At 40.1% G+C, this 25,070-nt stretch carries 15 protein-coding genes; 13 read left to right on the top strand and 2 right to left on the bottom strand.

Annotated elements, in window-relative coordinates; all coding sequences use genetic code 11:
* Positions 1-314: 314 nt before the first annotated feature.
* The 3 genes from ACXIUD_RS00155 to ACXIUD_RS00145 are packed head-to-tail and all read left to right on the top strand — an operon-like array spanning position 315 to position 2,781.
* Positions 315-1,154 carry a transketolase gene (locus ACXIUD_RS00155; protein WP_458050615.1) on the top strand — a complete coding sequence of 280 codons (840 nt, stop codon included), beginning with the start codon at positions 315-317 and terminating at the stop codon, positions 1,152-1,154.
* Positions 1,155-1,166: 12 nt separating this feature from the next.
* Positions 1,167-2,126 carry a transketolase family protein gene (locus ACXIUD_RS00150; RefSeq protein ID WP_458050614.1) on the top strand — a complete coding sequence of 320 codons (960 nt, stop codon included), beginning with the start codon at positions 1,167-1,169 and terminating at the stop codon, positions 2,124-2,126.
* On the top strand, positions 2,119-2,781 hold the full coding sequence (locus tag ACXIUD_RS00145) for an HAD family hydrolase (RefSeq protein ID WP_458050613.1): 663 nt from the start codon (positions 2,119-2,121) through the stop codon (positions 2,779-2,781). Before ACXIUD_RS00150 ends, ACXIUD_RS00145 begins: the two co-directional genes overlap by 8 nt.
* A gap of 132 nt (positions 2,782-2,913) precedes the next feature.
* Here the strand turns inward: ACXIUD_RS00145 and araA are convergent, their stop codons facing one another.
* Together araA and ACXIUD_RS00135 are read right to left on the bottom strand one after the other, a co-directional pair.
* Complete coding sequence (gene araA, locus ACXIUD_RS00140) at positions 2,914-4,413, bottom strand: L-arabinose isomerase (protein ID WP_458050612.1); 1,500 nt, start codon at positions 4,411-4,413, stop codon at positions 2,914-2,916.
* A gap of 34 nt (positions 4,414-4,447) precedes the next feature.
* Complete coding sequence (locus ACXIUD_RS00135; protein WP_458050611.1) at positions 4,448-5,158, bottom strand: NUDIX hydrolase; 711 nt, start codon at positions 5,156-5,158, stop codon at positions 4,448-4,450.
* Between the two features lie 539 nt (positions 5,159-5,697).
* On the opposite strand from ACXIUD_RS00135, the gene ACXIUD_RS00130 reads away from it, so the two are divergent.
* The 10 genes from ACXIUD_RS00130 (at position 5,698) to ACXIUD_RS00085 (ending at position 25,063) form a co-directional block, all read left to right on the top strand.
* A complete protein-coding gene (locus tag ACXIUD_RS00130; protein WP_458050610.1) occupies positions 5,698-7,998 on the top strand; it encodes a beta-L-arabinofuranosidase domain-containing protein in 2,301 nt (766 codons plus the stop codon).
* 28 nt (positions 7,999-8,026) lie between these two features.
* On the top strand, positions 8,027-9,580 hold the full coding sequence (locus ACXIUD_RS00125) for an alpha-N-arabinofuranosidase (protein ID WP_458050609.1): 1,554 nt from the start codon (positions 8,027-8,029) through the stop codon (positions 9,578-9,580).
* 8 nt (positions 9,581-9,588) lie between these two features.
* Positions 9,589-11,253 carry a ribulokinase gene (locus tag ACXIUD_RS00120; RefSeq protein ID WP_458050608.1) on the top strand — a complete coding sequence of 555 codons (1,665 nt, stop codon included), beginning with the start codon at positions 9,589-9,591 and terminating at the stop codon, positions 11,251-11,253.
* Between the two features lie 110 nt (positions 11,254-11,363).
* Entirely contained in the window at positions 11,364-11,726 is a 363-nt protein-coding gene (locus ACXIUD_RS00115) for a four helix bundle protein (protein ID WP_458050607.1), read from the top strand.
* 38 nt (positions 11,727-11,764) lie between these two features.
* Positions 11,765-12,463 (top strand): L-ribulose-5-phosphate 4-epimerase, encoded by a 699-nt coding sequence (locus ACXIUD_RS00110; RefSeq protein WP_458050621.1) that lies wholly within the window; start codon positions 11,765-11,767, stop codon positions 12,461-12,463.
* A 14-nt stretch (positions 12,464-12,477) separates the two neighbouring features.
* Positions 12,478-13,626: an aldose epimerase family protein gene (locus ACXIUD_RS00105; RefSeq protein ID WP_458050606.1), complete on the top strand. Its 1,149-nt coding sequence runs from the start codon at positions 12,478-12,480 to the stop codon at positions 13,624-13,626.
* Between the two features lie 194 nt (positions 13,627-13,820).
* A complete protein-coding gene (locus tag ACXIUD_RS00100; protein WP_458050605.1) occupies positions 13,821-15,794 on the top strand; it encodes a sialate O-acetylesterase in 1,974 nt (657 codons plus the stop codon).
* Positions 15,795-16,717: 923 nt separating this feature from the next.
* Complete coding sequence (locus tag ACXIUD_RS00095; protein WP_458050604.1) at positions 16,718-20,074, top strand: SusC/RagA family TonB-linked outer membrane protein; 3,357 nt, start codon at positions 16,718-16,720, stop codon at positions 20,072-20,074.
* 13 nt (positions 20,075-20,087) lie between these two features.
* Positions 20,088-22,001: a RagB/SusD family nutrient uptake outer membrane protein gene (locus ACXIUD_RS00090; RefSeq protein WP_458050603.1), complete on the top strand. Its 1,914-nt coding sequence runs from the start codon at positions 20,088-20,090 to the stop codon at positions 21,999-22,001.
* 32 nt (positions 22,002-22,033) lie between these two features.
* The gene (locus ACXIUD_RS00085; protein WP_458050602.1) at positions 22,034-25,063 is read left to right on the top strand and encodes a SusC/RagA family TonB-linked outer membrane protein; all 3,030 of its coding nucleotides are present in this window, start codon (positions 22,034-22,036) and stop codon (positions 25,061-25,063) included.
* Positions 25,064-25,070: the final 7 nt, after the last annotated feature.

The raw sequence follows: 25,070 nt of genomic DNA, 5'->3' as shown, positions 1-25,070 counted from the left end.
GGTTTCATGAAGTTGCCTCAAAAAAGAATTCTTGAGGCAGTATGTTTGTAAGGTATTCAGGGAATAAGCTTTGTAAGATTATATTTTTTGGTGACGACAACTCTTTTTTAAGCTTTAAATCCGTTCTTCTGGCTGGGGAACGGATTTATTTTTTTATGCCGATCAATAGTGTGATTAGCTGTAACCTTTCATTGACATGCTATATTAGTCTTTTGTTGAGCAAAAATGAAATCGGTTGCAAAAACTTTAAATAATAAGTGTATTTCTCACACTTTGTGCCTAATTTTAGCTCATAAACCTATTTAACATATTGTATGAATGTAAATCAATTAGAAGAGATCGCTACTCAGGTGAGGCGCGATATTTTGCGAATGGTGCATCAGTGCCAATCAGGACATCCAGGTGCATCCTTGGGTTGTGCTGATTTTTTTGTGGCACTGTATTTCTGGAAATTGAAGCATGATCCCCAATTTTCCATGGAAGGAAAGGGGGAGGATTTGTTCTTTTTATCCAACGGCCATATTTCTCCCGTTTGGTACAGCGTATTAGCGAGGGCTGGGTATTTTGAATTGGAGGAATTAGCAACTTTCAGAAAGCTGAATTCACGCCTTCAGGGACACCCCACTACCCATGAAGGCTTGCCAGGTGTACGGATAGCCTCGGGGTCCTTAGGGCAAGGAATTTCAGTAGCCATTGGAGCCGCACTAGGAAAGCGCTTGGATCAAGATCCTCAAAAAGTAATTGTATTGACTGGTGATGGGGAGTTGCAAGAAGGGCAAAACTGGGAAGCTGCTATGTTTGCAGCGCATCACAACGTAGATAATCTGATAGCTTTTGTTGATTTTAATGGGCAACAGATTGATGGTCCCACCCAAAAAGTGATGGATAACGGGGATTTGAAGGCCAAGTTTGTTGCATTTGGATGGGATGTGTTGGAAGTAGAAGGGAATGATATGGTCAAGGTTTGTGAGGGACTAGATGCTGCTTTTGCGGCTTCGGGACAAGGGAAGCCCATCATGGTTTTACTTCACACGGAAATGGGCTTTGGTGTGGACTTTATGGTCGGAACCCATAAATGGCATGGCATTGCTCCGAATGATGAGCAGCTGGCAAGTGCGCTCGCTCAATTACCTTCTTCTCTTCAAGATTATTAAAACTGACTTTCGATGATTTTAACATACACAGAAAAAAAAGATACCCGTTCCGGTTTTGGAGCTGGTTTAACGCAATTAGGCGAAACGCATCCCAATGTTGTAGCCCTATGTGCAGATTTGATTGGTTCTCTGAAAATGGGAGATTTTCAAAAGAATCATCCTGAACGCTTTTTCCAGGTAGGAATTGCCGAAGCCAATATGATGGGCATTGCAGCTGGGTTGACGATAAGCGGCAAAATACCCTATACTGGTACCTTTGCCAATTTTAGTACGGGTCGGGTATATGACCAAATCCGTCAGTCTATTGCTTATTCTCACAAAAATGTAAAAATATGCGCTTCTCATGCCGGCTTAACATTGGGTGAGGACGGCGCTACGCATCAGATTCTGGAAGATATAGGCATGATGAAGATGCTTCCTGGCATGACTGTGATCAATCCTTGCGATTACAATCAAACCAAAGCTGCCACATTGGCCATTGCAGAACATTATGGGCCTGTTTATCTGAGGTTTGGAAGGCCTGTGATTCCTGTATTTACCCCAGCTGATCAGGTTTTTGAAATTGGCAAAGCCTGGAAAATTAAGGATGGTAAAGATGTGACTATTGTTGCGACAGGACATTTGGTCTGGGAGGCGATTTTGGCAGAAGAAATCCTTTCTGCTCAAGGAATTGATGCAGAAATTATCAATATTCACACCATCAAACCACTCGACGAGGAGGCTGTGCTTGCATCTATCCAGAAAACAGGCTGTGTGGTGACCGCAGAAGAGCATAACCGCTTAGGTGGCTTGGGTGATAGCATTGCTCAGGTGATTGTATCCCGGCATTTGGTGCCTCAGGAATATGTAGCGGTGAATGACAGCTTTGGAGAAAGTGGAAGGCCTGAGGATTTAATGAAAAAATATGGATTGGATGCCCTGACTATCGTTGAAAAGGTGAAAAAAGTCATGCAGCGTAAAAATTATGAATAGAAGATTCGAAGCAATTTTATTTGATTTGAACGGTACCATTATCGATGATATGGCCTATCATGCGGATGCTTGGCATCAGCTATTGGTGCAGGACCTGAAAGTCGATATTTCCATCGAACGGGTATGGAAAGAAATGTATGGTAAAAATGATGAGCTATTTGCACGGGTATTAGGAAAGGATGCTTTGACGCGGGAAGAATTGGATTATTGGTCTATTGAAAAGGAAAAGCGATACCAGCAGGTGTATGTGGACAAAATACAGCCCATTGATGGTTTTTATGATTTCTTTCAACAATTGAAAAATAATCACTTTAAACTTGCTTTGGGGACCGCTGCCATTCCATTCAATGTGGACTTTACGTTGAAGCACTTAAACATTGGTGCAGACTTTCATGCCATAGTACATGCAGATGATGTAGCGTTGAGTAAGCCACATCCGGAAGTATTCCTGAAATGCGCAGATTTGCTAGGAGTTTCCCCTTCAAAATGTGTGGTATTTGAGGATTCCCCAAAAGGAGTGGAGGCTGCCAAAAACGCAGGAATGCAGGCAGTAGTATTGACTACCATGCATCCTCAGGAGGACTTTGCCTATTTGGACAATGTTCTCTTTTTCATCCAAGATTATACCGATGAGCAGTTGGTTTTTTTTGGTTAAAAAATATCATAGGAGCTTTTTTAGGGAAGCGCTTTTGTTATCTCAAAATTCAAAATCATCAAGAAGTAACAAGCAAAAAAAGGAGAACAAAAAATCTGTTCTCCTTTTTGCGTTTATGAGGCAAGGTTTACGCTAATTGGTAAGTTTATAGAATGCATCACTCCATTTGATCTCTTGTTGAATTTGCTTGAGATTGCTGTTGGCATCAATGGTGATGTTTTCAATTCTGGCAATTTTCGCAAAATCATCCAGATGTTCTGTAGTCAGATTTTGGCTAAAGCAAGTATGATGGGCGCCGCCTGCATAAATCCAACCCGCACATCCTGTCTGCATGTCGGGTAGTGGTTTCCAAAGTACGCGTGCTACAGGAAGTTTAGGTAATGCTTCGGTTACAGGTACTGCCTCTACTTCATTGACTACCAATCTAAATCGATTACCCATGTCTACCAGGGATGCATTCAACGCTCTGCCGGCACTGCCATTGAATACCAACCGTACAGGATCTTCTTTACCGCCGATTCCTAAAGGATGTACTTCACATCGAGGGCGTTCGTTGCTGAGCACAGGGTCAACTTCAAGCATGTGCGCTCCCAATACAAGTGGATTTTCAGGGTTGAAATGATACGTGTAATCTTCCATAAATGCATTCCCGCCTGGAAGTCCAGTACCCATGACTTTCATAGCGCGAACTAATGCAGTTGTTTTCCAATCTCCTTCCCCTGCATAGCCATACCCTTCGGCCATTAGTCGTTGGGTTGCAATGCCAGGGAGTTGCTTCATGCCATGAAGATCTTCAAATGTATTGGTAAACCCTTTGAATCCGCCTTCTTTCAAAAAGTTACGCAAACCGACCTCGATTTGTGCAGCATCAATTAAGGAAGACCTACGATTGCCTGTGGATTTAAGCTCATCTGTTAGTGTGTAGGATGCCTCATATTCATCAATCAAAGCCTGAACTTCCTGATCGCTGGCAGCTTGAATATATGCAACCAAATCACCTACCGGGAAGGTGTTGACAGCAAATCCAAACTGTAACTCAGCTTCTACTTTGTCGCCTTCTGTAACTGCCACATTTCGCATATTATCCCCAAAGCGAGCAAATTTTGCACCTTGCCAATCGGTCCATGCGGCCGCTGCCCTCGCCCAGGTATCAATTTGGCGCTGCACTTCTGCTGATTGCCAATGTCCTACAACAACTTTTCGCTCGATCTTCATCCTGGAAACAATGAAGCCAAATTCACGATCTCCATGGGCACTTTGATTGAGATTCATAAAGTCCATGTCAATGGTGTCCCAAGGGATATCTCTGTTAAACTGCGTATGCAAATGCAGCATGGGTTTTTGTAGGATTTTTAGTCCATTGATCCACATTTTGGCAGGGGAAAAGGTGTGCATCCAAGTAATCACCCCGATGCAAGCGGCAGACTGATTGGCTTCTTGACAAATTTGATAAATCTCTTCAGTGGTTTTAACGGTAGGTTTGAAAACCACTTTTACAGCTATATCCTTAGAGTTATTAAGTTCTTGGGCAATCAATTGTGAATGTTCAGCTACCTGAAGAAGTGTTTGTTCCCCATATAAGTGTTGGCTTCCTGTTAGAAACCAAAGTTCGAATTGGTTGAAATCGTTCATGAAAATAGGTTTGGAGGTTTATGTTTGTTTGAATTTATTCAGCTGCTAGTGAAATCTCACTTTTGGAAACGATGGTGAGGATATTGCTTAAGTTTCGGGTATAGAAGTCCTCATTCAAAGAATAGTAGTAAGCGCCTTTTTTTGAACTTGACTTGTCTTTATCGTTTTCTTTATAAAGGAGATTGGAAGAAAGGAGCTTACGGGTAAAATTTCGCTTATCCAGTTTGATATCATATAACCCTTCATACATGGTTTGTAGCTGAGGGAGGGTGAATTTTTCCGGCAATAATTCAAATAAAATAGGATGAAGGGCTGCTTTATAGCGCAGTTGTTGTAAAGCAAGCTCCACCATATCTCCATGATCAAAAATTAGTTTTGGGATCTCTCTAATTGAAAACCATTTGGCGTGAAAATCATTATTAATCTGCTTGCTATATTTTTCAATATCAATTAGGGAAAAATAGGGCACTGCTATCACACGCTCTATGGGGTCTCGTTGAGGTTGGCTAAATGCCGTCATTTGATCCATGTAGACATCATGTAGTCCCGTTAATTGCTTTAAAATTCGTTTGGCAGCTTCATCTAAGGTTTCATCCATCTGAACAAATCCTCCCATCAAGCTCCATTTTTCCTTTTCGGGCGCAAATCCTCTTTGAATGAGCAAAATTTTATAATCTGTTCCATCGAATCCAAAGATGATACAATCTACCGCAACGAGCATTCTTGTTTGATTCGAGTATTTCATGCAGGTATTTTTTTGGAAAAATAAGTGAAATTCATTTTAAATCCAATTTATACACTTAATAAGGAGGTGGATATGGACTATTAAGCCTGGATAGTTAGGATTCCTTATAGGAACGGTACTTTATTGGAAGCCAATGTGTAAAAAACACACATGATAATCAATTGATTTTAAGCGCTGAAAATCAATTATTAACATTTTTTTGAATGCCTTTTGATAGGTCGATTTTTTATTTAACTATTATTAGTGTAAAAAAAACATTTAAAAATTTGCTATTCTATTTTTTTTGCATCAAATTCGAAAAAGTAAAATGCTCATAGGATTTAAACGATTGAGTGAAAGAAATGTATTTTGGGTTAGTTGTTATTGGAAATTAAAGCAGGCGGGTTGAAAGACACCTGACTTGCTTTACTTTCTTTTTAAATGGAATATTTTCTCACAAACCTATAAACCAATTCAAGTAAGGCTGTACTGCCTTACTTGAATTTTGAAAAGTATTCATGAGTTTCAAAGCTTGTCTACATATAATCGGATTCTTTTTGATGTCGGCACTGAGTGTTCAAGCCCAGTCTTCCGCTGTGGAATTTTTTCCTTTGAATCGAATCACCTTATTGGAAAGCCCTTTCAAGCAAGCAATGGAAGTCAATAAGCAGTATATGCTTGCAATGGAAGTTGATAGACTTTTGGCCCCCTTCATGAAAGAGGCCGGAATCCCTTGGTCAGCTGAAAATTATGGAAACTGGGAAAGTGGAGGATTGGATGGTCATATCGGTGGGCATTACCTGTCAGCTTTAGCGATGATGTTTGCATCCACAGGTGATCCAGATATTGAAAGTCGGTTGGATTATATGTTAGAGCAATTACAAATTGCTCAAGAAGCCAATGGGTCGGGTTATTTAAGTGGCGTGCCTGGAGGGAAGAAATTCTGGGAGGAATTAAGAAATGGACAAATTAAGGCAGCAAGTTTTTCATTGAACGAGCGTTGGGTGCCTCTGTATAATATTCACAAAATCTTTGCAGGGTTAAGGGATGCATATCAAATCGCAGGTAAAGAACAAGCCAAATCCATGTTGATTGCGCTTACGGATTGGTTTCTAGAGCTAACTTCAAGTTATACAGAAGAACAATTTCAAGAAATACTAATCAGCGAGCATGGAGGGTTGAATGAGGTTTTTGCTGATGTGTATGAATTGACTTCTGATCCACGGTATTTGACCTTGGCCAAACAAATGTCTCATCAAACACTTCTCGCACCACTGAGGGCAGGAGAAGATCATCTGACAGGCATGCATGCCAATACCCAAATCCCTAAAGTCATCGGATTTCAGCAAATAGCAGCCCTTGCTGATGAGGAAAAAATGAGTCAAGCATCCAAGTTTTTTTGGGATATAGTGGTCAATCAACGTTCCGTATCCATCGGAGGGAATAGCGTTCGGGAGCATTTTCATCCTACAGATGATTTTTCTTCCATGATGTCTTCGGAAGAAGGTCCCGAGACTTGCAATTCATATAATATGCTGAGATTATCTGAAAAATTATTTCAAAAGTCTCCTAAAAGCAGCTATTTTGATTACTACGAGCGTACACTTTTCAATCATATTCTTTCCAGTCAACATCCAGAAAAAGGAGGCTTCGTTTACTTTACCTCCATGCGTCCCAACCATTATCGAGTGTATTCGCAGCCCCATGAAAATTTCTGGTGTTGTGTAGGTTCGGGTTTGGAAAACCATGCCAAATATGGACAAGCTATCTATGCAGCTAGCAAAAATGATTTATACATCAATCTGTTTATTGCTTCTGAACTTGATTGGAAGGAAAAGGGGATCAAATTAATCCAGCAAACTAGTTTTCCTTATCAAGAAGGCACATCTATCAGCTTTGCACATGAAGGAGCTGTGGAGGCTAATCTTCGCCTGAGATACCCAAGTTGGGTGACGGCTGGTAAGTTAAAGGTTTTTGTCAATAAGAAAGAAATAGAGATTTTAAGGGACAGAGAAGGGTATGTGCTAATTCAAGGGTCTTGGTCCAAAAAAGATCGTATTGATATTGAACTCCCAATGCAGGTAAGCAAAGAAAATCTTCCGGATGGTTCTCCATGGGTTTCTTTCCTTTATGGACCAATCGTTTTGGGAGCTAAGACCGGCCGGGAAGGGCTCCAAGGGTTAATTGCCGATGGAAGTAGGATGGGGCATGTGGCGGCAGGTCCTATGACACCGCTTGAACTTACCCCTGTTTTGATACGAGAACAACAGGTACTACCAAAAAAAATATCCCAGAATTTACAATTTAAAATAAATTCGGAGGACTTATTGGCTTCATCTACATCTATTGAATTGGTTCCATTTTTTTCTATTCATGATAGCAGGTATCAAGTCTACTGGCCAGAAATTGACTCTGACCAATACCAAGAATTCAGAAAGGGACTCCAATCCAAGGATGAATTGATTCGAAAACTAGAAGCAATTACAGTCGATAAAATTTCTTTAGGTGAACAACAGCCGGAATCTGAGCATGCCTTTTCAGGTGAAGAGACCAAAACAGGACAGCAAGATGGAAACTTTTGGAGAAGTACTCGCTCATTTATCCAATATGAGTTGAAAAATACAGAGTTAGAGGGAAAAGTTTTGAGAATTATGCTCTTCAAACCTCTAAGTGATGAGAAATATCAGCTTTTCCTCAATGGGGAATTAATAAACGCTTATCCAAGACAACTAGAAGCAGGACAGATGATCGTCCATGAATATGATCTATTAGAGCCTCAAGAGAAATTAGTAGAGATTAAAATTCAAAGTATCGACAGAGAAGAAACTCCTAAATTCCATCATATCCGATTAATGAAATAATTGAATTAAGAAAATAAACCCATGAAGTATGCATGTCACCATCAAAAGTAAGCTTTTAGCTGTTCTGCTGTTTTTATCGCTGTCTCCTCTAGTTCTTTTAGGACAAAATAAATTGATTGTAAATGCTGATCAAGGACATATAACTATCAATAGACACATTTACGGTCATTTTGCAGAGCATTTGGGAAGGAATATTTATGGTGGTATCTGGGTAGGTCCGGACTCCTCCATTCCCAACGAGGATGGCTACCGATTGGATGTGATGCAAGCATTGATTGACTTGGAAATCCCCAATCTCCGATGGCCTGGAGGTTGCTTTGCGGATGAATACCATTGGACAGATGGTATCGGTGATCCCGCTCAGCGCCCAAAAATGGTCAACACCCATTGGGGAGGAGTGACAGAAGACAATTCATTTGGGACGCATGAGTTCTTGAATTTCGCTAAGCGTATTGGTACAGAACCTTATATTACAGGAAATGTAGGTTCTGGTTCTGTGGAGGAGATGTCCAAATGGATAGAATACATCAATTTTGATGGAATTAGTCCAATGGCTGACTTGCGCAGAAGAAATGGGCAAGAAGAACCTTGGAATATCAAATATTGGGGAGTGGGTAACGAAAGTTGGGGCTGTGGAGGACACATGACTCCAGAGTATTATGCCAATGAATATCGCAGGTATGCCACTTTTGCCAGAGACTATCCAGGCAATAAACTGTACAAAATTGCCGGTGGTGCCAACGATTGGGATTTGAATTGGACAGAGGTGTTGATGAAGAATATTCCCTTGAATATGATGGATGGGCTTTCCCTTCATTATTATACTGTAACAGGCACCTGGGAAAATAAGGGAAAAGCAACTGAATTTACCAAGGAAGAGTATTTGGAGACCTTGCGAAAGGCTGCTCGAGTGGATGAATTGATTACCAAACACAGCACCATCATGGATATGTATGATCCAGAGAAAAAAGTTGGAATCATCCTAGACGAGTGGGGGACTTGGTTTCAGGTGGAGCCTGGTACAAATCCGGGATTTTTGTATCAACAAAATACCATGCGAGATGCCCATGTGGCAGCCATTTCTCTGAATATTTTCAACAAACATGCAGAGCGGGTACACATGGCTAATTTAGCTCAAACAGTCAATGTGTTACAAGCCATCATTTTGACCTCAGAAGATGATATGATTTTGACACCCACCTACCATGTTTTTGACCTATACAAGCCTCACAAGGATGCAACTTTGGTTCCTCATCATTTGGTGACTGAGAAAGTAGCTTTTGGAAATGAGCAATTGGAAGCGTTGCATGTATCTTCTTCCAAGTCCGAAGATGGGACTATTAATATCAGTATTGCAAATATTCATCCAGATAAAAAATTACCACTTGAAATTGATTTGAGAGGTATGCAGGCCAATGGAGCTACAGCAGAAATAGTTACTGCTCCCTCCATAGATTCATATAATTCTTTCACTAGCAAAGAAGTGGTAAAGAAAAGTAGTTTCAAAGATTTTAAACTCAATAGAAATCAGTTGAATCTATCTGTTCCTGCGAATGCTGTTTTAATGATTCGTGTAAAGTAATTCAAGATATGAGCAATCAATTTGTTATAGGATTAGATTATGGTTCTGACTCGGTAAGAGCAGTATTGGTGAATGCCGAAACTGGACTTACGGTAGCCAGTAATGTTTTTTGGTATCCACGATGGAAGCAAGGATTGTACTGTGATCCAGTGAAAAACCAGTTTAGGCAGCATCCATTAGATCATTTGGAAGGCCTACAAGCGACCATTACCACTGTTTTGAAAGAGTCAGCAATAGATCCACATTCAGTGAAGGCGATTTGTGTAGACACTACGGGTTCTTCGCCTATGGCTGTCGATGAAATGGGACAATCTTTGGCTATGACACCGGAATTTGCAGAAAATCCTCACGCCATGATGATTCTGTGGAAAGATCATACAGGTATCGGGGAGGCAGAAGAGATCAATGAAGTTGCAAGAACTTGGGGGGGAATTGATTATACCCAATTCGAGGGAGGAATCTATTCTTCAGAATGGTTTTGGGCAAAAATCCTTCGGACGATCAGAGTGGATGATTCTGTCAAAGAAGCGGCGTTTTCTTGGATGGAGCATTGTGATTTTATCACGGCGCAACTGATAGGTTGTCGTAATCCATTAGAGCTGAAAAGAAGTAGATGTGCAGCCGGACATAAGGCTATGTGGCATGAATCCTGGGGAGGCTTACCATCCAAAGAATTTTTACAACTATTTGATCCATACTTAGCGGAATTAAGAGACCGTCTCTACGAAGAGACATATACCTCTGATGTGGTTGCAGGAAATCTTAGTGAGGACTGGGCGGAAGTGCTGGGCTTGCCCACTTCAGTGGTGGTGGCTGTAGGTACCTTTGACGCACATGCAGGAGCTGTAGGAGCTGAGATTTCAGAAAATACCCTGATGAAAGTCATGGGTACCTCTACCTGTGATATTATGGTGGCGAATAAGTCGAATTTGGGTGATAAATTAATTCCTGGGATTTGTGGTCAAGTGGATGGCTCAGTAATTCCAGGTACCATTGGATTAGAAGCAGGTCAGTCTGCTTTTGGGGATGTCTTGGCTTGGTTTAAAAAGTTACTTTTGGACCCTAGTATTCAGTTGATCCAAAATAGCAGCTCCATTTCTGATAGTGAAAAAGCTGCGTTGATCGCAGAATTGGATAATCAATTACTGGTTAAGCTCTCTGAGGAAGCATTGCAAATTCCTGTACAAGAGTCGACTATTGTTGCTCTGGATTGGATTAACGGAAGAAGAACACCCGATGCCAATCAAGCTTTGAAAGGGGCGATTAGAAACTTGAATATTGGTTCCGATGCTACGAGGGTGTTCAAATCATTGGTAGAATCCATATGCTTTGGTTCTAAAAGTATTGTTGAAAGATTTCGACAGGAAGGGGTACAAATAGATGCAGTGATCGGTTTGGGAGGTGTAGCTAAAAAATCTACCCTAGTGATGCAAACACTGGCTGACGTATTGGATATGCCCATCAAAGTTGCCACATCCGAAAAAGCCCCAGCATTGGGCGCGGCCATGTATGCAGCCGTTGCAGCCGGTATTTATCTCAATACCGAGGAAGCTATCAAGTCTATGGGTTCAGGTTTTGACAACATATACTATCCCATCCCCGAGCATGTGGAGACTTATGATCGACTCTATCAGGAATATGTTTCTTTTGGGAAAATGGTTGAGAAAGGGTGAAGGGTAACATATTTTAGATTTTAGAGGGTAGATTTTAGATTTGATAATAGGATTTGAACTTATTTCATTAACTTCTATCGAGCAAAAAATCTGAAACTAAAATATATCATATGCAAGATCAGCTAAAATATAGAACCAAGAAGTTTGCTCTTGATGTAATCGACTTAGTTGAGAAGTTTCCAAATTTGACCGCTTCAAGAGTGATATCTTACCAACTGGTGAAGGCAGCAACCTCAGTTGGGGCAAACTATAGATCCGCTTGTCGTGCAAGAAGCGATAATGAGTTCATTTCGAAACTTCAAATTGTTTTGGAAGAATCAGATGAGTCAGGCTATTGGTTAGAGTTGGTGAAAGAGAAAGCTTGGATTGAAGTAGATTCATTATTGAAAGAAGCCAATGAGTTGACTGCAATCTTTGCTAAAACGTTGATTACAATGAAAAACAAAAAAAGCATAAGACCAAAAAAAATCTAAAATCTAAAATCTAAGATCTAAAATCTAAAACCCAAATGATGTTCGAAAAATTAAAACTTTCCTGCTACGAAGCCAACATGCAACTACCCCAACTCGATTTGGTGGTGTATACGTTTGGAAATGTGAGTGCGGTAGATCGGGAGAATGGTGTCTTTGCTATCAAGCCAAGCGGGGTACCGTATGAAGAATTGAGGGTAGAAGATATTGTCATCGTTGATTTCGACGCCAAGGTGGTGGAGGGTAAGATGCGGCCCTCATCCGATACCAAAACCCATGCTTTTTTATACAAACACTGGGAAAATATCGGTGGCATTTGCCATACGCATTCTACATATGCAGTTTCATGGGCACAGGCACTGATGGATATCCCGAATTTTGGAACCACCCATGCAGATCACTTGACTGCTGATATTCCCTGTGCTCCTCCAATGGCTGATCGCCTGATCGAAGGTGATTATGAATACAATACGGGGCAGCAGATTTTAGATTGTTTTGCAGAGAAAAATCTCAGTCCTGCGGAAGTAGAAATGATTTTGGTCGGAAGCCATGGACCCTTTGCTTGGGGAAAAGATGCGGCCAAAGCTGTTTACAATAGCAAAGTATTGGAGGAGGTAGCCAAAATGGCTTACCTGACCTTACAAATCAATCCAAATGCAGCTAGACTCAAAGATGCATTAATCAAAAAACACTATGAGCGTAAACATGGCAAAGATGCCTATTATGGTCAAGGTTGTTGATAAAATTTAAAAATATGATACAAAAAAAACTATTCAGAGCTGCTTGTTTACTTGGTCTTGCAAGCTGCATCAGTTGGAGTTGCTCTGCACCGAAAACCGAAGAAAATAATATAATGGAAAAAGAAATCAATTTCACCGTTAACATACAAGAAGTACCTGTTGGAGATCGAATGGCCAAATTGTTTTTCCTAGACAATGGCAATGGAATGCATGTGGAAATCTCCAGTTTTGGTGGGATAATCACCAAATTAATTGCTCCAGATAGAGATGGAAACAGTGAAAATATTGTTTTAGGTTATGAAACGGTCGGAGATTACGATACTAATGATTACTACTTTGGAGCAGCGATTGGCCGGTTTGGAAATAGGATTGCAGGAGGAAAGTTTGAAATAGACGGTCAGTCCTATCAATTGGCGAGCAATGATGGGGATAATCATCTGCATGGCGGATTTTTAGGTTTCAACCGTGTTTTATGGGATGCTTCCTATGAAAAAGGAGATGAATCGATGATGGTGAAAATGACCTATACCAGCCCTGATGGAGAGGAAGGGTATCCTGGAAATCTCACCACAGCTTTAACTTTTGAATTGACAGCTGATAACAAATTATTGTTAGAGTTTACTTCGGAGACAGATCAGCCAACAATTGTTAACCTCACTCATCATGGGTATTTTAATTTGAGCGCGATGAAAGAGGATATTTTAGGGCATCAATTGACGCTAAATGCTTCAAAATTTACACCAGTTGATGAAAATCTTATCCCAACAGGTGAATTGAAAGCTGTCGCAGGAACTCCTTTTGATTTCAGCAGTCCACGATTGATTGGTGAAAGAATAGCACAAGTACCGGGAGGGTATGATCACAATTTTGTAGTGAAAGAAGCACATTCTTCAGAGTTGGTAAAGATGGCAACTTTAGAGCACGAGGGTAGTGGACGTGTGATGGAGGTATATGCAGATTCACCGGCTGTACAGTTTTATTCAGGGAATTTTTTGGATGGAAAAGTCACTGTAAACGGAGTTACTTACAGCCAATACATGGGTTTATGTTTGGAACCTCAAACCTTTCCAAATGCTCCCAATGAACCAAGCTTCCCGACGTCACGCTTAAACCCAGGGGAGGTATATTCGCACAAAATCCAATATCATTTTTCTGTAAAATGAGAAATGCTGCATGAGGCTTGACCAAGATGTCAAAAGCTAAACTAGAATAAGGATGGGCATTTCGTTCATCCTTATTTTTTTACAATTATCTCAATTCATAACCAATCAATGAAATCGGTTGCATAATTCGAAAATATTTTACAGATTTACCCACAGTTCAAGTAAGCAAACCCCAAAAGACCAATTCAAATTTTATGAATTCATCCCATGGCAATACTTTTTTGATCAAAAGTATTCTTATCTTGATAGGGATCTGTTTCCTAGTTTGGGATGATTTGTATGCTGATTTGCGATTGCCTAAACTCATCAGTGACGGCATGGTTTTACAGCGCGAACAATCGGTAAAAATTTGGGGATGGGCAGAAAGTGGACAAGACATTACTATCCAAATTTTAGGAGAGGAACTCACTACGACCGCAGGTGTTGATGGTTCATGGGAAGTCGTACTAGAACCAAAACAAGCGGGTGGTCCCTACAAAATGATCATCTCTTCGCAAAAGGAAAACATTCATATTCAGGATATTTGGTTTGGTGATGTTTGGTTGACTTCTGGCCAATCCAATATGGAAACGACCATGGAGAGAGTATCTCCGCTTTTCCCAGAAGAATTCCAATTAACGAATTATCCAACTATTCGATATTTTGATGTTCCGGATACGTATAATTTCGTGGAGGGGAATCAGGATTTTCCTTCAGGAACTTGGTTGAAGCCTAGCCAGGAGAGCTTAGCTAAATTTTCAGCTATTGGATATTTTTTTGCCAAAAACCTAGCCGATTCCTACCAAATTCCCATAGGAATCATCAATGCCAGTGTTGGTGGTTCACCTATTCAGGCTTGGTTACCCAAAGAAGCCTTGCAAAAATTCCCTCAAGATTATGAAGAGGCGATGTACTTTGCACAAGATGGAGTGATCGAAGTACTTGAGAAATCAGAAAAAGAAAAAAAAGAAGCTTGGACTAATCAATTGAATGGTTCAGATCTTGGACTTTCTGGAGAAAGTGTTCCTTGGTTTGATCCCTTATTGGACGATGCTACCTGGAAATCAATTCCTGACCTATTTACTGTCCCTGAATTGGATGGTGATTTAAAAAATGGGGTTTTTTGGTTTCGAAAGGAGGTTTTTCTGAGGGAGGACCAATTACCAAATCAAGAAACTGCTTTGTTGATGGGAACTATGGTTGATAGCGATCAGACATTCGTCAATGGAGTATTGGTAGGGAGTACCGGGTATCAATATCCGCCCAGAAGATATACCATTCCAAAAGGTGTATTGAAGTCGGGGAAAAATGTGATTACAGTCAGATTGGTAAGTGAACGGGGAAAACCTCAATTTATTGAACAAAAACCGTATTCTTTAGCCGTCAAGGATGAGGTGATTGGATTGGAAAAAGAGTGGAAGTTTGCAATAGGAGCACTTGTCAATCCTGCTCCAAGCCAAACAAGTGTTCGTTTAAAACCTTTGGGGCTTTTTCAGGGAATGATTATTCCTATGAAATCGATTTCATTGACAGGTATCCTTTGGTATCAAGGAGAATCGAATACTGCTGCTGTGGAAGTCTATGAACAGCAATTTCATGAATTGATTTATGGTTGGCGTAAATTTTTATATAAACCAGATTTACCTTTCATTTATGTTCAACTCCCCAATTATATGGCCCCATCGGAAAATCCTCAGGAGAGTAATTGGGCTGAAATGCGTGAAATCCAACGAAAAGCACTCGCCATCCCGAATACAGGTATGGCCATCACTATCGATGTAGGGGAAGCTAATGATATTCATCCCTTGGATAAAAAATCCGTAGCAGATAGACTTGCTCTTCAAGCAAAAAAAATAGTTTATAGAAGTGAAAATGGACCATTTTCAGGTCCTCTGCTGGAGCATTTCAGTCTTGAGAATCATAAAATCCGAGTGACTTTTTCGGAAGTAGGGAAAGGACTTAGACTTCAGGGTGGAGAAAAAGTTTTTGGATTTGCTATTGCTGGGTCAGACAGTGAGTTTCACTGGTGCGAAGCGCGTATTGTAGCATCGAATATAGTAGAAGTATCTGTTCCCTCATTTATCAGTTCGCCCATTAAATTATGTTATGCTTGGGCAAATAATCCTGATAAAGCCAATCTAATCAATCATTTGGGAATACCAGCGAGTCCTTTTCAAGTTGCTTTTTAATCTTAAAATTCCAATTCTACCAATTGCTTGGTGAAATTTTACACTGGTAATGGCTTATGAAGGCCTCTTCTTCTTTTTTGAATATGTTGCAGTTTATGGTCCGATCCTTGGCCTGTCTTGGTAATTAGTAACCAAAAAAACAATTATTTCGGAGTTATTAATATGAGGCGTATCATAGCTGGGATGAACCAATAATTGTTGTAAACATTTGCATTTTAAGGCTTATTCCATATTCTTTTCGGGATTTTCGTGAATCTTAAGATTATTTTGAGTGTATGTTTTTGAAAAACAAATATTTGTCACTTTTTTATTCAAAAAAAAAATGAAGTAAAAATGATTGTAAGTAATTGATAATCAAATACTTTATCTAAGCGTAACATTGGTTTTTTTTAAAAAAGAGTTAAAATGCCTCCAATTTCGCAGAATTAAGGTTTTTTCTCTTTTTTTTTCAATTTTTGTAAACGCAATGATTAATTTAACTTATTGAAAATCAAGTTATTATGATTTTTTTACATTTTTATTTTTTAAATATGAAATTCTATATTTAAACAGTGGATTAGCATAAACCCAAGATTAAAATGAGTAACCTGTTTGAGTCAAAAGTATCTTTTAATGCAATCGATTTCGAGCCGCATCTAACGTATGGGGTTTTAGATATCAGTTGTGGAAGACTTTTTGGAATGAGCATCAAAGCTTGGAATAGGTTAGAAAGTTTTTTCATGGGTTATAGGTTACTATGTTCCACACACTTTTTAATTACAACTGACAAAAGGAATCAATCAATAAATCTAATACAACAAACGCAATTTATTATGAATATACTCAGCAAATCTCCTTAAAAAAGGAAGGTTTTAAACTTACTGCTGGAGATACTCCAGCGATTCAATTAATTCATTCAAACCTAATTTAACCTTAACAATTTTATGATTAAAAAATTACTAAGGCTATGTTTTAACTTCCAATGGAAAACGTCTTTGTTGTTGCTTTGGTCAGTATTCTTTCTTGCGATTTCGCAAATGAATGCTTCCATAGCATCAATTACAGATGAAAAGTACTTGGAGGCGTTGATTAATCATGGAGTCCCAGACAATCTAGGAGCTTCCAAAATCAACAAAAACAATGAAGAGTCTAAAGAAAAAGACGATGCTTCTTCCAAAACCATCGAAAGAAAAGAAAAGAAGCAAAAAAGTGGGGTTGCTAAAAATGCAACAAGTGCTGTATCTGATGAAAAATTTCAGGAAATCAGAGGTGTTGTTACTGACGCGAATGATGGGATGCCAATCCCGGGAGTAACTGTACTCATCAAAGGAACCTCAAGAGGGGTAGCAACTGGAGTTAATGGTGATTTTAGACTAGATGCACAACCTGGAGAAATTTTAGTCATCAGTTTTATTGGTTTCAAGTCTGTGGAGGTATTGGTGGAAGCAGGTAAATCTGTTTACAACATTGCTATTTCTGAGGCGGAAACATCTTTAGAAGAGTTTGTAGTCATTGGTTATGGTGAACAAAGAAGAGAAACCTTAATTGGGGCCGTATCACAGACTAGTGGAGAAGTACTTCAGCGTACTGGTGGAGTTTCTAATTTGGGTCAGGCGCTTCAGGGAAATTTACCCGGATTGATTGCTGTACAAAGCGGCGGTGCTCCAGGTGATGAGCAACCTCAAATTGTCATTCGAGGCAATAATACATGGAATGGAAATGGACCTTTGATTTTGGTGGATGGGGTTGAAAGACCTGAATTTTTTAACAATATGGATATCGGTTCGGTGGAATCTATCTCTGTATTGAAAGATGCTTCGGCTACCGCTGTATTTGGTTCCCGTGGTGCTAATGGTGTAATCATCGTGACTACCAAAAGAGGTAAAGAAGGAAAAGCAGAGATTGTTGCAAGAGTCAATACAACAGTTAAGTCTCCTTCGAAGCTTCCAGGTAAGATGGATGCTTATGATGCGATTGGAATCAGAAATTTGGCTATCGAAAGAGAGCTTTCTGTGAGTCCGCAAGCCTGGTCGCAGATTATTCCTCAAGATATCAGACAATTGTACAGAACTCCCGGTAGTTTAGAAGAAGCTGAGCGCTATCCTAATGTAGATTGGCAAAATTACTTGTTCAAGGATTACGCAATGGCTTATAATGCCAATTTATCCATAACTGGGGGTACAAAATTAACGAAGTATTTTGCGGCCTTCGATTTTCAAAATGAAGGGGACTTATTCCGTGAATTTGATAATGGAAGAGGCTATCAGCCTGGTTACAATTTCAATCGTCTAAATTTCCGAAACAATCTAGACTTTCAGTTGACATCTTCCACTCTATTAAAAGTCAACTTGGGTGGTATTTATGGGGTAAGAAAAACACCATGGAATGGAGCAAACAGTGCAAACTTCTGGAGAGCAGCCTTTAGAAATCCGCCGGATGCTTTTATGCCAAGATATTCAAATGGACTTTGGGGATATTTTCCATTGGATGACTTTGGAGCCATCAACTCAGCAAGAGTATTGGCCATTGGTGGTATTGAAAATACAACCACTACGAGTTTGTCTACCAATCTAGTATTGGAGCAGGACTTGGGTAGTATCATTAAGGGATTAAATTTTAGAGGTACTGTTGCATTGGATAATACTTTTACCGAAATAGGAAGAGGTGTCAATGATTTATTCAACAATACGGAGGAAATGTGGATAGACCCTGTTACAGGTCGTGTCAATCTTAGAAACAACTTTGATAATAGTAACTTCGACTTTTTTCAACCAATAGCTTGGACTACTCAAGGTGGAGCTATTGATGGAGGTACCATTAGAGGTCCTCAAAGAAGATTATTCTACCAAGCACAGTTGAATTATAATACCACCATTGCGGACAATCATAATGTCAATGCGATGGGATTGGTAATGAGACAGGAAGACGCTATTGGTAGTGTTATTCCAAGTTATCGAGAAGACTGGGTGTTTAGAACTGTCTATAACTACAAAAACAAATACCTAGCAGAATATAATGGTGCTTACAACGGATCTGAAAAGTTTGGTGTAAACTATCGATTCGCTTTCTTCTCGTCGGGAGGTCTTGGATGGGTGATTTCTGAGGAAAACTTCATGAAGCAAATCTCCGCTATTGACTTTTTGAAAGTCACGGCTTCCTATGGCGAAGTAGGAGATGATAACATCGGAGGTAGATTCCTATTCATGAATCAGTGGGCCTTTGGAGGTCAATCCAGAATGACAAGTTTTGGTTGGAGAGGTGACTTAAGTCCGTTCACTTGGTATAGAGAGACAGTATTGGGTAACCCTAATGTGCGTTGGGAGACTGTTTATAAGTATAACCTCAAAACTGAGTTTAGTCTCTTTCAAGGACTTATCGATGGTAGTGTTGATGTTTTTAGAGACAATCGAGTGGATATCTTGATGGCTGGCGATCGTTCGGTACCAAGTTACTTTGGAGCTCAGCCTCCTGCAGCTAACTTGGGTAGAGTGGAGACTACCGGTTATGAGATTGAATTGAGACTCAACAAAATCTTGAATAACGGTGTGCGATTGTGGGCTGATTTTGCTATCACAAGAGCAGTGGATGTAGTGATCAACAGAGATGATCCGATGTTTTTACCTGCCTATCAAAAGCAAGCAGGCTTCCAGTTAGGTCAAGCTAGGTCTCATATCCATAGTGGCTTTGTAAATACTTGGGATGAAGTTTTTGCAACTACGCCACATGATACAAATAATGGAGGAAAGCTTCCAGGTGGATTTCAAATCTTGGATTTCAATGGAGACGGTGTAATTGATGCATTTGATGTGGCTCCTTATGGATTTTCCAATATTCCACAAAATACCTACAATACCAATATTGGCTTCGAATACAAAGGTCTATCCTTCTTTATGCAGTTTTATGGTGTAACGAATGTGACGAGAAGTATTCCGTTCACCAATTTGGATGGTCAGCGAAACTTGGTGTATGATGAAGGTACTTACTGGTCTAGGGACAATCCAAATGCAGATAGTCCTCTTCCTGTATGGTTAACCCCAGTATCTTACTACTATGGAGCAAGATACTTGTACGATGGCTCATTCTTGAGATTACAAAATGCTGAGATAGCTTATAATTTACCTGCTGCTCGTGCGAAAAAGCTCGGCATGGGAGGCTTAAGAATCTTCATGAATGGTAATAATCTTTGGGTATGGAGTCAAATGCCTGATGATAGAGAATCAAATTTTGGAACAGGTGCTGCTTGGGAGGGTGCTTACCCTATGATGAGAAGGGTAAACCTTGGTTTAATGATGTCATTCTAACAATTGATTTGCTATGAAAGCTTTAAATTACATAAAAACTAAAATCAATATACTTACTGTTGCAGTGCTTGTAGTAGTAAGCTCAACTTCTTGTTTGGATTATTTGGAGAGAACTCCGGAGTCTGTTATTTCAGAAGAAATTGCTTTCTTGAATTTTCAGAATTTCCAAGGATTTACAGAGGAATTGTACCACTGTATTCCAAACTTCACCACTAATTACTGGACGGCTTCTTGGAATTGGGGAGATGATGAAATGGTATCAGCGGCAGGAAGTTTCCATGTAACTTTCGCCTTCGACAGAGGGAATTTCTGGGCTTGGCAAGTGGAACACTCTGGTCATGGAGGTCAGGCAAGTTGGATGGACCGATGGACTGCTAATACTAATGACAACCCACATACGAAAGGATTATGGCCACTGGCATGGTATGGCATTCGTAAAGCCAATCAAGGTTTGGAAAATCTTCACCGTATGACAGATGCTACAGATGAAGAGCGTGCGTTGATTGAAGGTCAATTACTATTCTTCAGAGGATGGTTCCATTTCATGTTATTTCAGCATGTGGGTGGTTTACCTTATATCGATAGAGTATTGCCTGGTGATGAGCAACTGAGAGAAGGAAGATTAAACTATCATCAGAGTGCTGAAAAAGCAGCTGCTGACTTTAGAAGAGCAGCAGATCTCCTACCAATCAACTGGGATAACACCGTAGCTGGTCGACGTACCTTGGGGAGAAATGAACTAAGAATCAACAAAATCATGGCTTTAGGTTACTTGGGTAAAAATCTTTTGTATGCTGCTAGCCCTTTGATGAATCTTGAATCTACTGGTAGTAGAACTTATAATACAGATTTTGCCCGTCGCTCTGCTGAAGCTTTTGGTGAATTACTTGATTTGGTAGAAAGTGGTCAGACACAATATGCCTTGATGCCTTTTGATCGTTGGCATGGATTATTTTATACAATGGGTCAAAACTGGGCGCTCTCAGGGGGTACTGAAACTATTTTTCGCTCTTTGTACTGGTCGGGTGATCAGTCCAACTGGGGTATCACCAAGCAGTATTTTCCATCTATCATCGTAGATGGCGATGCGACGAAGTTTGTGCCAACAGCCAACTTTGTGAACAAATATTTTGGCATGGCTAATGGTTTACCTCTTCCTACTGACATTACTCAAGCAGATCCTGAATCAGGTTATGATCCCGAGTTTCCATTTAGAGGAAGAGATCCTCGCTTTTATAAGAGTATCATGTTTGACGGGATGCAGGTGGTGCAAGGCTCCATGCCTCCTAATCAGGAAGACAACCGATTTGCTAACCTATTTACAGGCGGTAGTTATAGAGGCGCCGTTTCGGGAAGTCCTACAGGTTTTGTGAATAGGAAGTTTGTCCCATTGACTGCCAATGCCTATGATAATGCATTCGCTTTTGGTGCGGCACTTCACTTAAATGTTCCTTATTTAAGATTAGCTGATGTGTATTTGATGTATGCAGAGGCCGCATTGATGGGCCACAATTCTGTGATGGGTAAATCAACCAATTTCAGTAAAACAGCTGTTGACGCTGTAAATGTGATCAGACAAAGAGCAGGAATGCCTGATGTCTTACCAAGGTTTACTGCCTCTGTTGACTTGTTTTTAGAGGAAATCAAACGAGAGCGTGCTGTGGAGTTGGCATTTGAAAGACATCGATTCAATGATCAAAGAAGATGGATGCAATTTATTGATCGCCCATACAATTTGAAAACCTCCATTGAATTTACTAGAGCTCCTGAATCTGAAGTAGGTGGTGACCCTACACAGATGAGAGTATTGAACTTGAGAGAGCAAGTACTAGTAGAGAGACCGTTAGCAGATAGGCATTATTGGTTACCATTGAAGGTTTCTGATGTGACGCTTTACCCTGAATTTAGACAAAATCCAGGCTGGTAATTAATCAATTTCAACATTTTGAAAAAGCACTCATGAAATATAAAAATATAATTTGGATGTTGGTTTTGATGCTGATGATGAGTCCTGTATTTGTCTATGCTCAAGAACAACAAACTATTCGGATACAATCACGAATTACAGATACTAAAGGCGTACCGATTGCTTCTGCATTAATTTTAAATGATGATGAAGAAGTATTAAGTACGACTAACGCGCAGGGACAATTTGACATACAGATTATCCCAAATGCTCTGATAATTTTCAGAGCAGAAGGTTATGAAACTAAGGTGTTGAGATTGTCAAGTCAAGTTGAAGATATCATCCTGACACCTGAATGGGAGTCAAGACAAGTGAATACAGCCTTTCAAGCCAAAGATAAGGCCAATCTGATCGGAGGAATCTCTTACGTAAATGTTCCTGAAATCTTTGAGAAAAACTATTTCACTTGGACACTCGATAATATGGAAGGATTTGCTCCTGGTTTTCATGGGAATATCTGGGGTAATAATGAGTATCTATTATTAGTGGATGGAGTTCCTAGAGATCCGGGAAGTGTAATGCCAATTGAAATTGAGCAGATTACATTTTTGAAAGGGGTTTCTGCTGTTGCGCTTTATGGTAGCCGAGCTGCTAAAGGTGTAATCATGGTAACAACCAAGCGTGGGAGTGTTGGTAGGCAGACTATCAATGTAAGAGCGAATACTGGTGTACATGTTGCAAGAGAAATCCCTAAGTACTTGGGTTCTGCCGAATACATGACCTTGTTTAATGAAGCCCGCGTGAATGATGGATTGCAGCCATTATTTTCCCAGGAAGAAATCTTTAATCATGGATCCGGCTCTAATCCTTATCGCTATCCTAATTTGGATTTCTACTCAACGGACTATTTACAGCCAGCATATAGCAGACATGATGCTACTATGGAAATTGCTGGCGGTAATGATCGTGCTAGATATTATACCAATTTAGGTATGATGTCTGAAGGGTCACTTCTCAATTTTGGGCAAGCCGCGCAAAATAGAAATGAGCGTTTCAATGTGCGCGGAAATGTGGATATGAATCTGACTGAGTATATCTCAGGTTTTGCAGATGCTGCGGTAATTTTATTCAATGGAAGAGGTGTTAACACCAATTTCTGGCAAGGTGCCGCAACTATCAGACCGAACAGGTTTTCTCCATTAGTTCCAATCAGCATGATTGAAGAGGACGATTTGGTTTCCCAGAATTTCATTCAAAACAGTAGCCACTTAATCGGAGGTCAGTACCTACTAGGAGGAACTCAATTGGAACAGACCAACCCGATAGCTGATATTTATGCTGGTGGATCTAATGTCTTTACAAGCAGACAATATCAGTTCAATACGGGTGTGAATGCAGACTTGAGAAATATAGCACAAGGCTTGACTTTTAATTACAGATTTGGGCTGGATTATCAAACCTCCTATGTGCTTGCTTTCAATAATCAGTATGCAGTATTTCAACCACAGTGGAATAACTACGCTGGACAGGATTTAATTACAAGCTTGACCAGATTTGGACAGGATGCCAGTACACGTACTCAGAATATCAGTGGTAGCCGATTCCAGCAAACCATGGCTATGTCAGCTCAATTAAATTACAATACGGTAATTGATAATAAACACGAGCTTTCTGCCATGTTGATTGCAGGTGGATTCCAAACAGGAGTTTCTGAAATGTACCATAGAGTAAGTAATGCAAATCTTGGAATTCACCTAGGATACAATTACCAAAATCGGTTCCTAGCAGAGTTTAATGGAGCGATTATTCATTCCGCCAGACTTCCTGAAAAAAATAGACAGGCTTTTTCTCCTACTGCCTCTTTTGGTTGGAGATTGAGCAATGAAGGTTTTCTGAAAAACTCTTCTGTGGTCAATAATCTATTATTGTCTGTTTCTGGTGGTATCGTTCACACAGATTTGGATATTATGGATTTTTACCTGTATGAGCAGGTGTTCACGCAGCAAGGTGACGGTACTGTTTTCTATACTTGGAAAGATGGTTTGAATAATATCACAACTATTTCCAGAAGAGGTGCAAATCCCGAGATGAGATTCCCAAGAAGAGAGGAAATCAATATAGGAGTAGAAGGTTCCTTTTTCAACAATAAAGTGTTCTTCGCAGGTTCTGCCTTCATCAGTAACATGACAGGTTTATTGGTACAAAGAAGTGATATCTATCCAAGCTTCTTCACCACAGGATTCCCAGCGTCTTCATTTATTCCATTTGAAAACTACAATAGCGATCAGCGAACAGGTTTTGATTTCAATTTGAATGTAAAAGAAAAAGTGGGAGCAGTTAACCTGAATGTAGGACTGGTTGGTACTTATTATGCTACGAAGGCTTTACAACGAGGTGAGAACTGGCTGGATGACTATCAGATCAGAGAAGGTAGACCAATAGATGCTATTTGGGGTTTGCAGAATCTTGGCTTCTTTGAAAGCAATGCACAAATCGGCTTGTCTCCAACTCAAATTTTTGGAGAAGTTGTTCCAGGGGATCTTCGCTATATCGATCAAAACGGTGATGGCAGAATCACTCCTCAGGATGAAGTGTTCCTCGGTAGAGGGGGCTGGTTTGGTGCTCCATTAACCATGGGTCTAAACGTAACCGCGCAGTGGAAAAACTTTACCTTCTTCGCTTTAGGTATGTGGAGAAGTGGTGCTTTTGCTATGAGAAACAGTTCTTACTTCTGGATTGCGGGTGATGCTAAATATTCGGAAGTAGTAAGAGATCGTTGGACTCCCGAAACTGCTGCTACTGCAACCTATCCACGTTTGACTACACTCAATGGTGCCAATAACTTCAGAAATTCTGATTTCTGGTTGTACAGCACGGATAGATTCGATTTAGCTAGGGTGCAGGTGACTTATCGCGTACCTGCTGACAGATTTTTCGGAGGCGCATTTATCAAAGGGATGGATGTGTATATGAATGGAGCCAATCTGTTGACTTTGGGTCCAAACAGAAAAATCCTGACTACGAGTATTGGGTCTGCTCCACAGACACATTTCTTTAATCTAGGTTTAGCGGCACAGTTTTAAAATCGAA

The sequence above is a fragment of the Mongoliitalea sp. genome, assembly GCF_054166905.1.
The sequence above is the reverse complement of the archived record's forward strand: the minus strand, read 5'-3'. Positions and strand labels throughout refer to the sequence as shown.